The organism is Bacillus sp. XT-2 (assembly GCF_025696525.1).
GTDB lineage: Bacteria > Bacillota > Bacilli > Bacillales > Bacillaceae > Bacillus > Bacillus halotolerans.
Genome location: NZ_JAHVOC010000005.1, coordinates 138,013 through 153,818, shown reverse-complemented (window position 1 = coordinate 153,818; position 15,806 = coordinate 138,013). Strand labels below are relative to the sequence as shown.

General features: G+C 43.2%; 17 protein-coding genes and 2 riboswitches. Of the genes, 11 read left to right on the top strand and 6 right to left on the bottom strand.

The window, feature by feature from the left end; genetic code table 11:
* Nucleotides 1-9 precede the first annotated feature (9 nt).
* Nucleotides 10-204, bottom strand: a complete 195-nt coding sequence (gene sspD / locus KXD37_RS14790; RefSeq protein ID WP_010333988.1) for an acid-soluble spore protein SspD — start codon at nucleotides 202-204, stop codon at nucleotides 10-12.
* A gap of 133 nt (nucleotides 205-337) precedes the next feature.
* Nucleotides 338-1,039, bottom strand: coding sequence for a DUF1836 domain-containing protein (locus KXD37_RS14785; protein ID WP_024121150.1), 702 nt, complete (start codon nucleotides 1,037-1,039; stop codon nucleotides 338-340).
* Between the two features lie 171 nt (nucleotides 1,040-1,210).
* Here KXD37_RS14785 and htpX point away from each other — a divergent pair, with 171 nt between their 5' ends.
* From htpX to KXD37_RS14765, 4 genes are all read left to right on the top strand, one after another.
* On the top strand, nucleotides 1,211-2,107 hold the full coding sequence (gene htpX / locus KXD37_RS14780) for a protease HtpX (RefSeq protein ID WP_106020408.1): 897 nt from the start codon (nucleotides 1,211-1,213) through the stop codon (nucleotides 2,105-2,107).
* Between the two features lie 174 nt (nucleotides 2,108-2,281).
* Nucleotides 2,282-3,631 (top strand): Ktr system potassium transporter KtrD, encoded by a 1,350-nt coding sequence (gene ktrD, locus KXD37_RS14775; RefSeq protein WP_127695370.1) that lies wholly within the window; start codon nucleotides 2,282-2,284, stop codon nucleotides 3,629-3,631.
* A 155-nt stretch (nucleotides 3,632-3,786) separates the two neighbouring features.
* Nucleotides 3,787-3,942 carry a hypothetical protein gene (locus KXD37_RS14770; protein ID WP_024121153.1) on the top strand — a complete coding sequence of 52 codons (156 nt, stop codon included), beginning with the start codon at nucleotides 3,787-3,789 and terminating at the stop codon, nucleotides 3,940-3,942.
* Between the two features lie 2 nt (nucleotides 3,943-3,944).
* On the top strand, nucleotides 3,945-4,115 hold the full coding sequence (locus KXD37_RS14765; protein WP_024121154.1) for a hypothetical protein: 171 nt from the start codon (nucleotides 3,945-3,947) through the stop codon (nucleotides 4,113-4,115).
* 41 nt (nucleotides 4,116-4,156) lie between these two features.
* On the opposite strand, the gene KXD37_RS14760 is transcribed toward KXD37_RS14765, so the two are convergent.
* The gene (locus KXD37_RS14760) at nucleotides 4,157-5,179 is read right to left on the bottom strand and encodes an acyltransferase family protein (RefSeq protein ID WP_059292898.1); all 1,023 of its coding nucleotides are present in this window, start codon (nucleotides 5,177-5,179) and stop codon (nucleotides 4,157-4,159) included.
* 253 nt (nucleotides 5,180-5,432) lie between these two features.
* Between KXD37_RS14760 and KXD37_RS14755 the strand changes: the two genes are divergently transcribed.
* From KXD37_RS14755 to KXD37_RS14745, 3 genes are all read left to right on the top strand, one after another.
* Nucleotides 5,433-7,649, top strand: coding sequence for a PAS domain-containing sensor histidine kinase (locus KXD37_RS14755; protein ID WP_024121156.1), 2,217 nt, complete (start codon nucleotides 5,433-5,435; stop codon nucleotides 7,647-7,649).
* Entirely contained in the window at nucleotides 7,646-8,143 is a 498-nt protein-coding gene (locus KXD37_RS14750) for a methylated-DNA--[protein]-cysteine S-methyltransferase (RefSeq protein WP_127695368.1), read from the top strand. The genes KXD37_RS14755 and KXD37_RS14750 overlap by 4 nt, the downstream gene beginning before the upstream one ends.
* 89 nt (nucleotides 8,144-8,232) lie before the next feature.
* A complete protein-coding gene (locus tag KXD37_RS14745; protein ID WP_024121158.1) occupies nucleotides 8,233-8,358 on the top strand; it encodes a hypothetical protein in 126 nt (41 codons plus the stop codon).
* 35 nt (nucleotides 8,359-8,393) lie between these two features.
* Here KXD37_RS14745 and mtnA read toward each other — a convergent pair whose 3' ends face one another.
* The 3 genes from mtnA to KXD37_RS14730 all read right to left on the bottom strand — a co-directional run bounded on the left by mtnA (nucleotide 8,394) and on the right by KXD37_RS14730 (nucleotide 11,778).
* Nucleotides 8,394-9,455 (bottom strand): S-methyl-5-thioribose-1-phosphate isomerase, encoded by a 1,062-nt coding sequence (mtnA, locus tag KXD37_RS14740; protein WP_103671600.1) that lies wholly within the window; start codon nucleotides 9,453-9,455, stop codon nucleotides 8,394-8,396.
* A gap of 7 nt (nucleotides 9,456-9,462) precedes the next feature.
* The gene (gene mtnK / locus KXD37_RS14735; RefSeq protein WP_024121160.1) at nucleotides 9,463-10,656 is read right to left on the bottom strand and encodes an S-methyl-5-thioribose kinase; all 1,194 of its coding nucleotides are present in this window, start codon (nucleotides 10,654-10,656) and stop codon (nucleotides 9,463-9,465) included.
* Between the two features lie 104 nt (nucleotides 10,657-10,760).
* A riboswitch (SAM riboswitch) is annotated at nucleotides 10,761-10,915 on the bottom strand.
* 83 nt (nucleotides 10,916-10,998) lie between these two features.
* Entirely contained in the window at nucleotides 10,999-11,778 is a 780-nt protein-coding gene (locus KXD37_RS14730; protein WP_263463634.1) for a carbon-nitrogen family hydrolase, read from the bottom strand.
* 93 nt (nucleotides 11,779-11,871) lie between these two features.
* On the opposite strand from KXD37_RS14730, the gene KXD37_RS14725 reads away from it, so the two are divergent.
* From KXD37_RS14725 to KXD37_RS14710, 4 genes are all read left to right on the top strand, one after another.
* Nucleotides 11,872-13,068 (top strand): pyridoxal phosphate-dependent aminotransferase, encoded by a 1,197-nt coding sequence (locus KXD37_RS14725; protein WP_127695364.1) that lies wholly within the window; start codon nucleotides 11,872-11,874, stop codon nucleotides 13,066-13,068.
* 38 nt (nucleotides 13,069-13,106) lie between these two features.
* Nucleotides 13,107-13,207: riboswitch (SAM riboswitch) on the top strand.
* An 84-nt stretch (nucleotides 13,208-13,291) separates the two neighbouring features.
* Nucleotides 13,292-14,509: a 2,3-diketo-5-methylthiopentyl-1-phosphate enolase gene (mtnW, locus tag KXD37_RS14720; RefSeq protein WP_127695362.1), complete on the top strand. Its 1,218-nt coding sequence runs from the start codon at nucleotides 13,292-13,294 to the stop codon at nucleotides 14,507-14,509.
* Nucleotides 14,506-15,213: a 2-hydroxy-3-keto-5-methylthiopentenyl-1-phosphate phosphatase gene (gene mtnX / locus KXD37_RS14715; RefSeq protein WP_106020402.1), complete on the top strand. Its 708-nt coding sequence runs from the start codon at nucleotides 14,506-14,508 to the stop codon at nucleotides 15,211-15,213. The genes mtnW and mtnX overlap by 4 nt, the downstream gene beginning before the upstream one ends.
* Complete coding sequence (locus tag KXD37_RS14710; RefSeq protein WP_127695360.1) at nucleotides 15,171-15,800, top strand: methylthioribulose 1-phosphate dehydratase; 630 nt, start codon at nucleotides 15,171-15,173, stop codon at nucleotides 15,798-15,800. Before mtnX ends, KXD37_RS14710 begins: the two co-directional genes overlap by 43 nt.
* Nucleotides 15,801-15,806: the final 6 nt, after the last annotated feature.

The following is a 15,806-nucleotide window of genomic DNA, read 5'->3' as shown; positions in this document are numbered from 1 at the left end:
GTCCTGAGTTTATTTATTTGTGCCATTTAGCTGTGATTGTGCCTGCTGAACCAGACGCTTTGTCATTTCCCCGCCTACAGAGCCGTTAGCGCGTGAAACTGTATCAGAACCAAGGTTCACACCGAATTCTTGAGCCACTTCAAGTTTAAATTGGTCTAGTGCCTGCTCCACCCCTGGAACAACGAGTTTATTTCTGCTCGCCATCTTTTTTCATCTCCTTTTTCTATTAAGAAATTCTTAACGCGTATTTAGTTTGAAATGTACGGGGTTTATTTATGCTGGCAATTGTTGTGGGGGAATAAGAAACCCCCGGCAATTTGCCGGGGGTACCTCCTGATTACAGTATGTCAGCGGTCATTTTGTTCGCGGTCGCCTGAATATGGAACGTCAAAATGGAGAGAACTGTAATGGCAATAATCTGCCTGATTTTGACCCATTGGGCGTCACTCAGCTCTTCAAAATGGTGACGAAGAAGGTCTGTTTCCTGTTCGACAATCTGCTGGAGGTTTGATTCCTTCATGGAAGGAGTATCTTGGTGATAAATGGCATGCAACACATGCGCGCAGCTTTCATAGTACGCTAACGGGCTGATGACATCATCAGATCTGTCTGAGATGGTGTTAAAAGCAACTTTTAAGATAGCTCGTATGTGTTCAAAGTCATAAATGGATTTTAGGTCACGTACAATTAAAAGAATCACTGCCTGTTCAACTGAATACTTTTTACCCAGCTCAGGATGGCCAATGAGGTCTTTGATATCGCGTTTCACCCAATTTTGAATCGCGGTTGACTTTAACGAAGTCAGCTCGCATAAATTGCCAAGCTCAACGATTTCGTTGGTTGACAGGCCGTATTCTTTTTTCTGTTTTTTTCGTTCATATCTTGTAAGAAATTCTGGAATTTGAAGATGGCTTGCCGCTTCTTCCGCTGACATATTCGCCGATTTAACGAGGATGTCGAGCGGGCTAATGTCTCCCAGGCCTTTAAGGGAATAGAGTAGCCGTACCATCTCAATTCGAGTGAGTTTAAAAATATTCATTGTTCACCTCTTCAAGACAATTTGACGCGGATATAATCTCTATGTATAAATGCACTATTAAAGCGTCAGTAATACATTAACATCATACGTCTAAATCCTTGCATTTTCAAACAGATGTTTTATAATTTAAATATACAGGTTCATTTGATCTTAAAAATAACGGAGGTTATTATGGCGAAAAGAATTTTTCTGTTTATTTTAACGAATATTTTGGTGCTTACAACGATCGGAATTGTTTTATCTGTCATAAGCTCTGTCACTGGAGTTGGGACGTACTTTACAGCTGATGGCGGTATAGATCCTATTGCGCTTCTTGTATTCAGTTTAGTCGTCGGTTTTGTCGGTTCCTTTACGTCTCTTGCGATGTCCAGATGGATGGCAAAGACAATGATGGGCGTCAGAGTGCTGAATCCGGAAAAACATACACTTAGCCATGAAGAGCAGCAATTGGTTGACCGTGTTTATAGATTGAGCCGCTCTGCCGGCTTAACGAAGATGCCGGAGGTCGGAATTTACCGCTCATCCGAAGTGAATGCGTTTGCGACTGGCCCTTCAAAACGCCGCTCTCTTGTCGCTGTGTCGTCAGGCCTGCTTGATCAAATGGATGATGCTGCGGTTGAAGGCGTGCTTGCCCATGAGGTCGCTCATATTGCAAATGGTGATATGGTGACAATGACACTTTTACAAGGTATTGTGAATACCTTTGTCGTCTTTTTATCACGGATCGCTGCATGGATCGCGAGCCGCTTTGTTAAGGAAGATCTTGCTCCGATTGTTCATTTTATCGCAATGATTGTGTTTCAGATTGTCTTTTCAATTCTCGGAAGCCTCGTTGTTTTTGCGTATTCACGCCACCGTGAATTCCATGCTGACCGGGGAGGAGCGGATCTTGCCGGCAAGGATAAGATGATTCATGCTCTTCGAACGCTTAAGAGCTATTCTTCCCGCATCATAGAAGAAGATCAGACAGCTGTCCAAACACTAAAGATTAATGGCAAGAAGCGGTCATCGCTTTTCTCTACTCACCCTGATTTAGATGAAAGAATCAGACGATTAGAAGCTAAATAAAATAAAAACATCCTTCCTCTGAGAACCCTCAGAGGTTTTTTTTTCTGTTTCACTTTGACTAAAATAATAAAAAAATATGCAAGTTAAGAAAATGTTTCGCAAAAGCCTTTAAAAATGGATCTAATATCTTTAGAATAATTACCGTACTTTAAAAGAGAGGCAGAAGGATTTCACATGAGATTAAAGCTTGGAAAATTGATACAGGCATTATCTCCGGCCCAGCTGATTGCATTATATTACTTTCTCGCAGTAACTGTGGCCCTGATATTGCTGAGCCTGCCGTCTGCCCATAAGCAGGGAGCGGATTGGACTTTTATTGACGCGCTTTTTACGGCTGTCAGTTCAGTCAGCGTCACGGGGCTGACGGTTGTGGATACAGCTGATACATTCAGCACTACAGGCATTTTTATTTTGGCATTTGTTCTGCAATTTGGCGGAATCGGGATTATGACGCTCGGAACGTTTATTTGGCTGATCATGGGAAAAAGAATCGGCCTTAAAGAACGGAAATTGATTATGGTAGACCAAAACCAATCCCAGTTTTCAGGAATTGTCAATTTAATGAAGCAGGTTCTTTTTCTTATATTGTGGATTGAATTTTTTGGAGGAATCATACTTGGCACTTATTTTTTAACCTACTATGATTCCTTTCAGGAAGCTTATTTACACGGGTTTTTTGCAAGTGTCAGCGCTACCACAAATGGCGGGTTTGATATAACAGGAAATTCCATGGTTCCATTCCGCCATGATTATTTTGTGCAGTTTATTACGATGCTTTTGATCATATTCGGAGCGATCGGCTTTCCGGTGCTTGTCGAAGTAAAGGACTTCTTGTTTTCAAAGCATCGGAGATATCCGTTTACGCTTTTTACAAAAATCACGACCATTATGTTTGGCTCACTCGTAGTGTTTGGCGCCATCGGCATCTATGCGCTGGAAGCAAGCCACTCGTTTGCAGGAAAGGCATGGCATGATATTTTGTTTCTATCCTTGTTTCAATCAACAGCTACCCGAAGCGGTGGGCTTGCAACAATTGATATCAGCCAGCTGTCGGATCCCACGTTGTTTTTTATGTGCGCGCTGATGTTTATCGGTGCGTCGCCAAGCTCAGTCGGGGGAGGCATAAGGACAACAACTTTTGCCTTGAATCTGCTTGCGCTGTTTCATTTTGCACGCGGCAATAAAGCGGTAAAAGTATTCAAACGGGAGCTGCACCCAGCAGATCTGATGAAGTCTCTTGTGGTCACAATGATGGCGATTTTGCTCGTTTTTGGAGCGACACTGATCCTTACAGTGACAGAAAAGCATTCTCTGCTGGAGCTTTTGTTTGAGGTATGTTCGGCCTTTGGAACGACTGGTCTGTCCCTTGGCATTACCGCTGATTTGAGCAACGTAGGAAAATGTGTCATTATGATCGTAATGTTTATCGGGCGGATCGGAATATTGACCTTCCTTTATCTGATCGGAAGAAAAGAAATTGAAGCAAATTACCATTATCCGAAGGAAAGAGTGATTATCGGATAATTAAACACCGCATCTGCGGTGTTTTTTTATTGCCAAAAAAAAGATGTGTGACCTGGCACCAGTTGGAGAACCTAACATAAACAGCTGCAGTTAATCAGCTGGCCTGCATTTTCAAGCGAAATAAAAATTAGAAAATACTGGCGAGGAGGATTTCTATGAAACGTAAGGCTGAGGTCGATGAAGCCATAAAAAATAACAATACACCGACTGAGAGTATGGACAGAAATGCATATAAGACTCAATATCACGACGACCCGAATTTCCGAGGGGCCAATCGCAATTCCAAACAAGGTCAGCAAGGAGGCGCGTGATCATGAAAAAGAACCAGCACAGCAAAGACATGCAGAATCATAAAAAGCCGATGAATAAGAAGGTGCTTGAGGAAGAATTCTCAAGTGAGCTTGGGGATTACAACGCCGGGAAAATCATTGAAACCCTTGAAGTAACAAAGCCGAAAAAGAAAAAAGAGAAAAAACAAAAATAAAAAACACCTCTTAGGCGGCATGCCGCTTAAGAGGTGTTATGCTATTTTAAATAGGCATTTTTGCTGCTTCCTCTGACTAGCTGCAGCAAGCCTGTCATTCTCAGTTCAATGAACGGCTGAGCAACCGTTTTGACGAAATTGCTTGAGAGAATGGAGGTAAGAGCTGCAGTTAAGAGCAGCAGGATGACTAAGTTTTGATAGTCAGTGAGTCCATCCTCAAGCCCGACCTGCCTGAGTGTTTTAATGATAAATCCGTGGAGCAGGTATACGTAAAATGTCCTTGTTCCCCACTTAGTAAAGAAATAGCGTTTTTGCGGAACAAGCGCTAAAAAGCTAAAGGTTGCCGCAAAGGCAAGTACATACCAGCCGATTCGGGAGAGGCCGCTTGCCAAGGTGACATCGCCAAATGATGAGTACGGCTTAGAGCCGAACAGCCATGAATAGTCAAAATCGATGCCCCAGCAGATGACAAATACGGCGGCGAGCACACCGAGCGCAATCTGTTTGCCTCGTTTTGATCTCAGTAAATCAAAGTGATGTTTATTAGAGTAAAATCCGACAAGGAACATCGGTAAGAATACAAATGTCCGGGACAGGCTCAGTGTGCTGCTGACAAAGTCGAGATAGCCGATCAGCACGGCGATGCCGCAGCTGACAAACAGCGCCCAATGCTTAGAAAGCTTTGAAAAAGGATAGAGCAGGATATTCCAGAAAAATAAGCTTACCAGAAACCATAACGACCATTGCGGATCAATCGGATTCACATTTGTCATGCTTTCGTCTTGAATGATGTAATAAAAGACGGAATAGATGCTTTGGAAAATCAAATATGGAATAATCAGCTTGACCGCCAGCTTTTTCACATATCCGGCGCGTTTAAAACCTTTGGCGAAATAACCGGATACAAGAATAAAGGCAGGCATGTGGAACGTGTAAATGAACTTGTAGAGGTAGAGCATAAAATTGTTATCATGAATAAAAGATCGAAGAATATGACCGAATACAACAAGGAATATCAATAAGAATTTTGCATTGTCAAAATAACTGTCTCGCGATTTACTCATAGCATCACCTTCTCTTTAAATCAGTCACTAAAAGATTATTCCCTGTTGGTATTTATTTTAAAATAAAAGATCAAAAAGGATTTGAAAAAACGTCTGATTGTTAGGACGATGTAAAGTGACGGTAAGGATCGTTGAAAATGTCTTCTTTATGTAATCACGCTGAAATTTTCTGAAATGTATAGGGCGAATGAAGGAAGTTCATGCAATATGTAGAAATATTGAGGGATAGGTTTTGAAGAAGGAGTGTTTACGCATGGAAACTCTCGATGTCGAGACAAATTCAGATCTGAAAGAGGAACTGAAGCGCCTCAAACAAGAAAATGATCGGCTGAAAAAGGAATTACATCAGCATCAAGTGATTGTGAACAATACGCTCGATGCTATTTTTATATGTGATAATGAAATGAAAATCGTGCAGGCAAATGAAGCAACAGCGAGGATGCTTCAAGTAGATGCGGAAGGTTTGAAAAAGCGTTCCGTTTTTGATTTTTTGTTTTCTATTCCAAAGGATGAGCTGGACCTTTCCGTAAAGAAGTTTTTTAAGAAAGGTTTTCTGTGGAAGGAGGTTCCGATCAGGCTGGACAGCGGAGCGACAAAATATATTGAGTTTCTTGCCAAAAGAGGGATTGGCGAGGATTTCTTTTTTGTCGTTATGAGAGACATTTCTTCAAAGAAAATTTTGGAGCGGGAATTTTCCATGAATGAACAGCTTTTTAAGGACTTGTTTGACAGAGCTGTCGACGGAATCGTTTTATTTGATAAAGACGGCGGCTTTATTGATGCCAATCTGTCCTTTTGCAAAAGCTTTGAAATCGACCAGAATGAGCTGTCACATTTGTCGCTGTATCAATTCATAGACAGCGGATCGCGAAAAGATTTCGATAACATTTGGCACACGCTTTATCGAAAGGGAAAAGCAAAAGGCGAGCTGCCTGTCAGGCTTCGTTCAGGAGATCAGAAGCTGTTTGAATTTACGATTACGTCTAACATCATCAGCGGTTTTTATATGTCGATTATGCGGGATATCACAGAGAAGAGATCCATGGAGCTCCAGCTATTTAAAAGTGAGGAGCGCTTCAGAGAAATTTTTGAAAACGCCATGGACGCCATTATCATCTGGTCGAATGACGGAAGAATCGTTAAGGCCAATCAGTCAGCCTGTAAAATTTTTGAGCTGCCGATGAATTTGCTGTTAAAAAGAAAGCTGTGTGATTTTCTCGTAGACTCTCAGCAGAAATACAGCTTGACGAAGAGAAAATATGCAAAATACGGTGAGATCAGAGAAGAGATGCTGTTTCAAATGGGCAACGGGCAGTTCAAAGAGCTTGAATTCACTTCAAAGCGGACAATACTTGAAAACCAGCACTTAACAATTTTAAGAAATGTCAGTGACCGAAAGCGGATGGAAAAGGAGCTTCGGGAAAGCGAGCTCAAATTCAGAAAAGTGTTCAACGGCTCAATGGACGGCAACGTATTATTCGACAATCAGTACCGAATCATCGACGCCAACCCGTTAGCGAGCAATATTTTGGGCCTGCCGCATGAAGAACTGAAAAAACACAGCCTGCTTGATATTATTTCTTCCTATGAAATAGAAAATCTGGCATCGCCCGCAAGGCAGATTAATTTCGATGAAATGGACAATGAGATTCCATTTTTGCTGAGCAGCAATGATAATCGAAAACTAGAATTTTCGTTTAAACGAAATATTATTCAAAATATGAACCTGGCTATCTTTAAAGATGTCACAGAGCGAAAAGAACTGGAAGAGCGTCTTCGCAAATCTGATACTCTCCATGTCGTTGGAGAACTCGCTGCCGGTATCGCTCACGAAATCAGAAATCCAATGACAGCTCTTAAAGGCTTCATTCAGCTCCTGAAAGGGAGTGTGGAGGGAGACTATTCTCTTTACTTCAACGTCATCACCTCAGAATTAAAGCGCATCGAATCCATCATCACAGAGTTTTTAATTTTAGCCAAGCCCCAGGCTATCATGTATGAGGAAAAACATGTGACACAAATTATGAAAGACACATTAGACCTTCTTAACGCGCAAGCCAATCTCAGCAACGTACAAATGCATCTGGATTTAGTCGGAGACATTCCGCCGATATACTGTGAACCGAATCAGCTGAAACAGGTTTTTATCAATATATTAAAGAACGCCATCGAAGTCATGCCTGACGGCGGCAATATTTATGTGACGATCAAAAAAGCTGATCAAGATCATATTCTTATATCTTTGAAAGACGAAGGAGTAGGAATCACAGAGGATAAATTAAAGCGTCTAGGAGAACCATTTTATACAACAAAGGAGCGGGGAACTGGACTCGGGCTTATGGTAAGCTATAAAATTATTGAAGAACATCAAGGCAAAATAATGGTGGAAAGTGAAGAAGGAAAGGGGACTGTTTTCCATCTTACACTTCCCGTCAGGCAGAATTTTGAAGAAAGAAGGTTAGACGAATGAATTACTATATGACAGCGGAAACGCCGCTCGGGGAGCTCGCGATTGTTGAGGAAGAAGGCAGCATCACCCGTCTCTTCCTCAGTAAGGAAGATTTGATGCAGTGGAAAGAATCTGTTGAGAATACGGAGCAGTTGGAGACGGCTTTTTTGGCAGAAGCGAAAAAGCAGCTTCACGAATATTTTGCGGGAGAAAGAAAGATATTCTCACTGCCATTGAGCCAAAAGGGCACGCCTTTTCAGCAAAAAGTATGGGAGGCGCTTGCCATGATTCCGTATGGCGAATCACGAAGCTATGCTGACATTGCCGTAGCGGTCGGAAGTCCGAAAGCAGTACGCGCTGTCGGACAGGCAAATAAACGAAATGACCTGCCGATATTTGTCCCGTGCCACAGAGTGATCGGCAAAAACAGCACGTTAACAGGGTATGCCGGAAGTAAAACTGACATCAAAGCTTATTTGCTTAGCATCGAGCAAATCTCCTATAAAGAAAAATAAAACATATGGCACGTTCCCTTTTTTCGCCGCCGACATATGATTTTACTAAGTTAAAAAAGTTGGTCTGATGAAAGAGGAGGACAAAGCAATTGAAGCCGAGCCGCTCTGAGAAAATTGCCGTTTTTGCCGAGCTGCTTGTAAAACTGCATATCTTATCCAGCGCTCAAAAAGATGAAATAATCGATATGAATATGAGCAAACAAAAAAACCGCTGACTCGGCCCAATATGAGCAAAGTCTTCAGCGGTTTTTTAATGAACCTTTTCGCCTGTAAACAGCTGTTCAATTTCTTCTTCATAGGAACCGGTCATAATCCCTTTTTCAGTGATGATCCCAGAAATAAGATGGTGTGGTGTAATATCAAAAGCAGGATTAAAGACAGGCACTTCAGCCGGAGCGGTTCGGACGCCGGAAATGTTCCTGACTTCTTCGGGGTCCCGTTCCTCAATCGGGATATCAGCCCCGCTTTTTACTTTTGTGTCAAAAGTAGATAAAGGTGCTGCTACAAAAAACGGAATATCGAAGGCGTTTGCTAAAATAGCAAGTCCGTAAGTGCCAATTTTATTCGCGGTATCTCCGTTCTTTGCAATTCGGTCCGCGCCAACGATGACGGCAGAAATTTGTTTTTCTTTCATCGTATGGGCTGCCATGCTGTCCGTAATCAGAGTGACGTCAATACCGCCCTGCATCAGTTCCCAAGCAGTAAGCCGTGAACCTTGAAGAACCGGTCTGGTTTCACAAGCATAAATATGAAGCCCCAAATCCTTTTGTTTCGCCAAATAAAACGGGGCAAGCGCGGTTCCATAGCGGCTTGTCGCGATAGAACCGGCATTGCAGATTGTCATAATCTTGTCGCCTTTTTTGAAAAGCTGAAGCGCGTTTTGGCCGATCATACGGCACGTTTCTTCATCCTCGACTTGAATCTGAATCGCTTCATGGACAAGATTGGTTTTTGCTTCATTTACAGAAATGGCGTTTTGAATTGAATGGCTCAGTCTCTCGAGCGCCCATGATAAATTGATTGCTGTTGGCCTTGAACTGTTCAAATAATTTTTGATGTTATCCAATTCGCAGCGGAATTCCGCCACATTATCAGTTTCGATGTTTTTTGCCGCCAGCGCGAGCCCAAATGCTGCCGTAATGCCGATCGCCGGGGCTCCTCTAACTTTAAGTGAGACAATCGCGTCAAATACTTCTTCTTTCGTTGTCAGCTCCAAATATTCCGTAACATCAGGAAGCTTTTGCTGATTTAAAATCTTAATGGCTGTTTCTTTCCATTCAACAGAACGCGGAACAGCAAATGAATTGGTCATGGGTGAATCATTCCTTTACAAGTAACTTAAAACATTCAATAACATCCGTTATGGTTTTTAATTGTGAACGTTTTTCGATGAAGGCAGTACCGGTTTCCAGCGCCAGCCGTTTTCTTTCGATTCGCTTATCAAACGGTACGATTGTATCCAGATCTGCCACATGGGCAAGACCAACGGTGCGGCGTATCAGTTCGCAGCCGGCAAACCCAATTGTCTCTTCAAAAATATGGCTGAGTGTATCAGCGAGATAACCGTCGATTTTGGCATACACATCGAGACTGTTTTTCTCCCAGGCTTCACTGAATGTTGTTTGAAACGTGTCCCACACTTGTTTTACATGTTCATATAATGGCTCTCGATCAGCACCGTCACGGCTGAGTGCATTTAACAATAAGTTGGCGATAAATTGACCAACATCAAAACCGATTGGTCCGTAAAAAGCGAATTCAGGATCAATCACCTTTGTCTCAAGCTCGCTGGCAAAAATGCTTCCTGTATGCAGATCGCCATGAATCAGCGTTTCGGCAGATGTTAAAAATGACTTTTTCAGCTTAGCCGCTTCAACTTTGACCTTGTCATTTTTCCAAAGCTTTTCAACATATGGACGAAGCTCTTCCTCAAATTCATTTGTATCATGATCAAAGAAAGGATCTGTAAATACGAGTCTTTCGGTAATATCGCAGAGCTCAGGATTTGTAAATTGTTTAACAAGCTGTTTTTTTACCTTAGGCTCAAGTGCGTAATCAGAAGAGTAAAAAAGCGTTTTTCCTAAAAATTCGCCAATGTCTCGTGACAGATTTGGATAATTTTCACCTTCAAGAAGTCCTTTTCTAGCGATCTTTAGATGTGAAAGATCCTCCATGACCGTAACCGCCAATTCAGTATCTGAATAGTAAACTCTCGGTACGAGGTGAGGGACGTGTTCACCCTGACGGATCAGTGCGCTGCTTTCGATTCTTGCCCGATCGATTGTCAGCGGCCAGCTTTCCCCGACAACTTTTGCATAAGGAACCGCCTGTTTAATGATCAAAGCCCTGTCATTTTCTTGGTCATAAATTTGAAAGACGTAGTTTAAATTTCCGTCGCCGATCTCCTGGCATGTCAGCGTGCTTTTGCTTTGAAATAAGCCGAGTTTCACCGCCAGTGCGACAGCGGAGCTTTCATTTAACGTTTCGTATAAAGGTGTTTTTGTGACTGCCATCGTCATTACCTCCAGTTATGTAATATCTTGTTATGTGTGCCGCGAATGGCCGTAAAAAAGCCTCCTTCTCAGAGAGAAGGAGGCTTAACAATCATGTCCCGCCTCTCTTATCTCTCAGATCAAATCTGATGGAATTAGCACCGTGCCTTACGAGACCTCAGTCTCGGCGCCAAGAAGATGCGCCCCATTTCACAATGGAATTACGGTCGGTTGCTGTTGGGGTCAAAAGGCCAATCCCTCGCCCAACTCTCGATAAGAGAATATATTCACTTGTTAAACAATTCTAATTTATCAGTTGATGAACATAGTAACAGGTGTGTGATTGAATTGTCAATATATTTTTTAATATAAATCTTTTCTGATATCATCGAAAACAGGAATTTTTCCCCGCACCTCAACGCTTTCTTGAAGGTCAATTTCCGCTCTGACAATGCCTTCTTCACGGCCGCCCTCGGCCAATATGCGTCCCCAAGGGTCAATAATCATGCTGTGCCCGGCGAATTCATTATCGGGATTAGATCCTGTGCAATTGCAGGCAGCGACAAAGCATTGATTCTCAATAGCCCTCGCAATAAGCAGGCTTTTCCAATGATCAAGACGGGGCAGAGGCCATTCCGCAGAAATGAACAGCACGTTAGCGCCTTTAGTCGTATGTTTTCTGATCCATTCCGGAAAACGGATATCATAACAGATCAGTCCTGAGCTTTTGACGCCTTCAAGCTCGAAGTATCCGTCCTCGGAACCGGCTGATAAATACTCATGCTCATCCATCAGCTGAAAAAGATGGGCTTTGCTGTACTCTTTAATGATTCGTCCTTCCTTATCTGCGATGAACATTGTATTATAAACATCAGAACCCTTTCTGACAGCAACAGATCCTGCGACAATATGAACCCCGTGTTTTTTTGCGGTTTTTTGCAGCCAGCTTTGAGCAGTGAGCCCGTCTTCATCAGCAAGCTGATCAAGTTTGGCAAGGTCGTAACCAGTCGTCCATAATTCAGGGAGAACAAGAGCGTCAGCATATTTACTCTCTTTTTCAATTAAAGATTCAGCCTTTTTTATATTTTCTGAAGGTTTTCCGTATGAAATATCAAATTGAAGACAAGATATGGTCCATTTCATTTTTTAACACCCCATATTTTTCTTTACTTTTTTCATTTAACCATATATGATACTGGACTATCATTTCAAGATTTTTTTAGAAGGTGAAAACAGATGAAATTTGAACATTCTCAAGTGCTGCAGGAACTGCCTAAACAATTCTTTGCTTCTCTTGTGCAGAAAGTGAACCTAAAGCTGAAGGAAGGACATGATGTCATCAATTTGGGGCAGGGGAATCCGGATCAGCCGACGCCCGAGCATATTGTTGAGGAAATGAAGCGAGCCGTTGCTCAGCCTGAAAATCATAAATACTCCTCATTTCGAGGTTCGCACAGTCTTAAATCAGCAGCGGCTGCATTTTATAAAAGAGAATACGGCGTTGAGCTTGATCCGGAAACTGAAGTAGCCGTATTATTCGGCGGGAAAGCCGGTCTTGTCGAGCTGCCGCAATGCCTGCTAAATCCGGGGGATACGATTTTGGTTCCTGACCCTGGCTATCCAGATTATTGGTCCGGTGTCACGCTTGCGAAAGCGAATATGGAAATGATGCCGCTCACTAAGGAAAATGCGTTTCTTCCTGAATACGCAAGCATTTCCCTTGACGTAAGAGAACAAGCGAAACTGATGTACTTGAATTATCCGAATAATCCGACTGGAGCCGTCGCTACCGCAGAATTTTTTAGAGAAACGGTGAGTTTTGCGAAAGAAAACGAAATCTGTGTGGTCCATGATTTTGCTTACGGTGCAGTGGGCTTTGACGGACACAAGCCTTTAAGCTTTTTGCAGACTGAAGGCGCTAAGGATATCGGAATAGAAATTTACACGCTGTCCAAAACATATAATATGGCGGGCTGGCGGGTCGGTTTTGCAGTTGGTAACGCCTCGGTCATAGAAGCGATCAATCTTTATCAAGACCATATGTTTGTCAGTCTTTTCAAAGCAACCCAGCAGGCTGCCGAGGCGGCACTTTTATCTGAGCAGACATGCGTAGCGGAGCAAAATGCCCGGTATGAAAGCAGGCGCAACGCTTGGATAGCGGCATGCAGGGAAATTGGCTGGGATGTAACAGCGCCTGCGGGTTCATTTTTTGCGTGGCTGCCGGTGCCTGAAGGCTATAGCTCTGAGCAATTCTCAGATCTCTTGCTTGAAAAAGCGAATGTGGCGGTTGCAGCAGGAAACGGCTTTGGTAAATATGGCGAGGGGTATGTCAGAGTGGGGCTCTTAACGAGTGAAGCTAGGCTTAAAGAAGCAGCTCATCGAATTGGCAAACTAAACCTGTTTACCCAAAAAAGCATTGACAAGATTCTTTAACGGTGGGATAATTCAAAATAATTTATAAAATCTATATTTTCTTATCAAGAGCAGGCAGAGGGACGAGCCCGATGAAGCCCGGCAACCGACTTGTAAAGCACGGTGCTAATTCTTGCAGCTGGCGGCTGAGAGATAAGATTCGGACGAGAAACGAAACCTCTTTAGACGCATTGCTGTTTGAAGAGGTTTTTTATATGGGTTAAAAAATGAAAGGAGCTCTGGCATGAGTGAATTATTAGCAACATATCTCCTGACCGAGCCGGGAGCCGACACGGAGAAAAAAGCAGAACAAATCGCAACAGGATTGACGGTGGGCTCTTGGACTGATCTGCCTCTGGTGAAGCAGGAGCAGATGCAAAAGCATAAGGGACGGGTTGTAAAGGTCGAGGAGAGAGAGGGACATCTTGCATCAGGAAAACAAGCGGTTATCACAATTGCCTATCCCGAGGTAAATTTCTCACAGGATATTCCGGCATTGCTGACAACTGTGTTTGGCAAGCTGTCGCTGGACGGAAAAATCAAGTTAATAGATCTCGAATTTTCTGTAGCGTTTAAGCGAACACTTCCGGGCCCGAAGTTTGGCGTATACGGCATCCGGAAGATGCTTGGAGAGTTTGAAAGACCGCTGTTAATGAGCATTTTTAAAGGGGTCATCGGAAGGGACCTGAGTGATATTAAAGAACAGCTCAGGCAGCAGGCGCTAGGCGGGGTTGACTTAATCAAAGACGATGAAATTTTCTTTGAGACGGGTTTAGCACCTTTTGAAACAAGAATTACAGAGGGAAAACAAATTTTGAAAGAAACATACGAGCAGACCGGCCATAAAACGCTGTATGCAGTGAATTTGACTGGTAGAACGGCTGAGCTTAAAGATAAAGCAAGACGCGCTGCTGAATTGGGAGCGGATGCGCTTTTATTGAATGTCTTCGCTTACAGTTTGGACGTCATGCAAAGCCTTGCGGAAGATCCGGACGTATCAATCCCCATTATGGCGCACCCAGCAGTCAGCGGGGCATTTACATCCTCACCGTTGTACGGGTTTTCCCATGCTCTTTTGCTCGGAAAATTAAACCGATATTGCGGCGCTGACTTCAGTCTGTTTCCTTCTCCATATGGTTCAGTTGCGCTTCCTAGAGAAGACGCGCTGGCGATTCATGAAGAATGCGTAAGAGAAGATGCCTTTAACCAGACATTTGCCGTTCCGTCTGCTGGTATTCATCCTGGCATGGTTCCGCTTCTCATGCGTGATTTTGGCATCGATCATATTATTAACGCCGGAGGAGGCATACACGGACATCCAAACGGCGCCCAAGGCGGGGGCAAAGCGTTCAGAGCCATTATTGAGGCGGTTTTGGAGGCGCAGCCGATTGAAGAAAAAGCCGGTCAATGCGAAGATTTGAAGCTTGCGCTTGATAAATGGGGAAAGGCTGAAGCCGTATGACGACTCAAAAACCGTTAATTATATGTGATTTTGATGGAACCATCACGATGAACGACAACATTATAAACATTATGAAAACATTCGCTCCGCCGGAGTGGACGGCGTTAAAAGACGGCGTGCTCTCCAAAACGATGTCGATCCAAGAAGGCGTCGGGCGAATGTTCGGCCTTCTGCCGAGCAGCTTAAAAGAGGAGATTACGAGATTCGTATTAGAAGACGCAAAAATCCGGGACGGCTTTCGGGAATTTGTCGCATTTGTTAACGAGCATGAACTCCCGTTTTATGTCGTAAGCGGGGGGATGGACTTTTTTGTCTATCCGCTGCTTGAAGGAATTGTTGAGAAAGATCATATTTATTGCAACCGTGCGTCATTTGAGAACGAATTCATTCATATTGATTGGCCTCATTCTTGCAAAGGCACATGCACAAATCAATGCGGGTGCTGCAAGCCGACTGTTATGAACGAGCTTTCTGAGCCTGATCAATATATCATCATGATCGGTGACTCCGTTACCGATGTAGAGGCGGCAAAGCTGTCTGATCTTTGCTTTGCAAGGGATTATTTATTAAATGAATGCAAGGAGCATCATCTGAATCATATCCCATACCATGATTTTCACGAAATAAAGAAAGCGATTGAAGATGTAACGGAGGTAAAGAAATGGCTGCAAAACAAGAACGATGGCGCGAGCTTGCCGAAGTAAAACGGGAATTGGCAGAAAGAGATTGGTTTCCGGCGACAAGCGGCAACCTGTCCATCAAGGTTTCTGATGAGCCATTGCAATTTCTCGTAACGGCGAGCGGAAAAGATAAACGAAAAGAAACGGATGAAGACTTCCTGTTGGTGGATCAGAACGGAGAGCCTGCCGAAAGCGGATATCATCTGAAACCGTCAGCAGAAACGCTTTTGCATACACATCTGTACAATAAAACAAATGCCGGATGCTGTCTTCATGTTCATACAGTAAACAATAACGTCATCTCAGAGCTGTATGGAGATCAAAATCAAATCACTTTTAAAGGCCAAGAAATTATAAAAGCGCTGGGCATGTGGGAAGAGAATGCAGAAGTGTCCATTCCAATTATAGAAAATCCGGCTCATATTCCGACTCTCGCAGCGCTTTTCGCGGATCAGGTTACTGGAGATTCAGGAGCTGTCCTAATCCGGAACCATGGCATTACTGCTTGGGGAAGAACGGCATTTGAAGCGAAAAGAGTGCTTGAAGCATATGAATTTTTATTCAGCTATCATTTAAAGCTGAAAACACTCCAGCATCAGCTGGTTAAATAAAAGGGG

Coding starts and splice junctions, on each gene's coding strand:
- sspD (WP_010333988.1), bottom strand. CDS start 204: ATGGCGAGCAGAAATAAACTCGTTGTTCCAGGGGTGGAGCAGGCACTA.
- KXD37_RS14785 (WP_024121150.1), bottom strand. CDS start 1,039: ATGAATATTTTTAAACTCACTCGAATTGAGATGGTACGGCTACTCTAT.
- htpX (WP_106020408.1), top strand. CDS start 1,211: ATGGCGAAAAGAATTTTTCTGTTTATTTTAACGAATATTTTGGTGCTT.
- ktrD (WP_127695370.1), top strand. CDS start 2,282: ATGAGATTAAAGCTTGGAAAATTGATACAGGCATTATCTCCGGCCCAG.
- KXD37_RS14770 (WP_024121153.1), top strand. CDS start 3,787: ATGAAACGTAAGGCTGAGGTCGATGAAGCCATAAAAAATAACAATACA.
- KXD37_RS14765 (WP_024121154.1), top strand. CDS start 3,945: ATGAAAAAGAACCAGCACAGCAAAGACATGCAGAATCATAAAAAGCCG.
- KXD37_RS14760 (WP_059292898.1), bottom strand. CDS start 5,179: ATGAGTAAATCGCGAGACAGTTATTTTGACAATGCAAAATTCTTATTG.
- KXD37_RS14755 (WP_024121156.1), top strand. CDS start 5,433: ATGGAAACTCTCGATGTCGAGACAAATTCAGATCTGAAAGAGGAACTG.
- KXD37_RS14750 (WP_127695368.1), top strand. CDS start 7,646: ATGAATTACTATATGACAGCGGAAACGCCGCTCGGGGAGCTCGCGATT.
- mtnA (WP_103671600.1), bottom strand. CDS start 9,455: ATGACCAATTCATTTGCTGTTCCGCGTTCTGTTGAATGGAAAGAAACA.
- mtnK (WP_024121160.1), bottom strand. CDS start 10,656: ATGGCAGTCACAAAAACACCTTTATACGAAACGTTAAATGAAAGCTCC.
- KXD37_RS14730 (WP_263463634.1), bottom strand. CDS start 11,778: ATGAAATGGACCATATCTTGTCTTCAATTTGATATTTCATACGGAAAA.
- KXD37_RS14725 (WP_127695364.1), top strand. CDS start 11,872: ATGAAATTTGAACATTCTCAAGTGCTGCAGGAACTGCCTAAACAATTC.
- mtnW (WP_127695362.1), top strand. CDS start 13,292: ATGAGTGAATTATTAGCAACATATCTCCTGACCGAGCCGGGAGCCGAC.
- mtnX (WP_106020402.1), top strand. CDS start 14,506: ATGACGACTCAAAAACCGTTAATTATATGTGATTTTGATGGAACCATC.
- KXD37_RS14710 (WP_127695360.1), top strand. CDS start 15,171: ATGGCTGCAAAACAAGAACGATGGCGCGAGCTTGCCGAAGTAAAACGG.